1 protein-coding gene and 1 pseudogene are annotated in these 1,008 nt (G+C 37.6%); both read right to left on the minus strand.

What is annotated here, in order from left to right; genetic code table 11:
• Nucleotides 1-208 precede the first annotated feature (208 nt).
• Nucleotides 209-796, minus strand: a complete 588-nt coding sequence (locus tag H5119_RS20610; RefSeq protein WP_259399076.1) for a uracil-DNA glycosylase family protein — start codon at nt 794-796, stop codon at nt 209-211.
• 106 nt (nt 797-902) lie between these two features.
• Nucleotides 903-1,008 (minus strand): annotated as a pseudogene (locus H5119_RS20615) (IS5/IS1182 family transposase); the annotation flags it as partial.

Consider the following 1,008-nt stretch of genomic DNA (forward strand, 5'->3'; position numbering starts at 1 on the left):
CAGTTTACCGTGGGTGAATAATATCTATTAGATCACAGCGAACGGATGGGTTCAAGGTTAAAAAGCAATCAATTTAAAATAGTAGAATACGTTCCTAAAAAGAGTAATTCTACAGCCTCAACGCCACCTTAAGTGGCAAAAAATTGTTTGCTAAAATGTTGAACGGAGTGAAAATAGCAAACTGTTTTTTGTCCGTTTAAAGGCCTTGTTAAGTCACTGATGTGATGCTTAAGATTTCACTTACCATCTCTGCTTCTGGTTTGCCTTGAGGATGTTTAGCAATAATAATTGTTACGTCTTCGTCATTAACCTTTAAGACTCCATGAGCCTCAACCAAACTATGCTCTTTGTTGCTTGATAGTGATACAGCCTCGTTTAAGAAACCATTGAACCAGTTAAGACCTGTAAAGAAAACAATTACTCTTGGGCTATATTCTTCAATTTCGGCAAGTAGTAATTCATTACAGTCGGTAAACTGTTTATCACACAGACTGTCACTAGGGTTTCCAGTATCGCTTGGAGCTATTTTGTAAAGGTTTGACCATACAATTTTACTTGCCCAACCTGAACTTGAAGGGGATGCATTAAAATGTTGAGATATTTGTTTGGTAACACGCCAAAACGCAGATGAATTTGTATTGTACCCCTCCTCACTTCCCCACGAATCCTCAACCCATTTCAACGGACAATCAGAAGTAGTCGAATGTTTAAATATTTCATTAACCATCGGCTCTACATTTAGATTATTCAGGTTAAACTCATGGTGCCAACCATTAACAGCTCGCCCTACGATCATAAGATTGTTGTTATATTCACTTCCTTTTTGAGCATTAAAACAACACAAACTCTGTGAGCTATTTTTATATTCAGATTTTTTTAGCTGACTAGGGGCTGTTGATCTTTCACATTGGTAGCCAAATCATTGCACATGCCAGCGCTAACATACTCTCAAACTGTAATTTCAATTTATCGTACCTTGTCGCTATAGCACGGAAGTGCTTTAGCCTT

The sequence above is a fragment of the Pseudoalteromonas sp. SG45-5 genome (genome assembly GCF_014164085.1).
Lineage (GTDB): Bacteria > Pseudomonadota > Gammaproteobacteria > Enterobacterales > Alteromonadaceae > Pseudoalteromonas > Pseudoalteromonas aliena.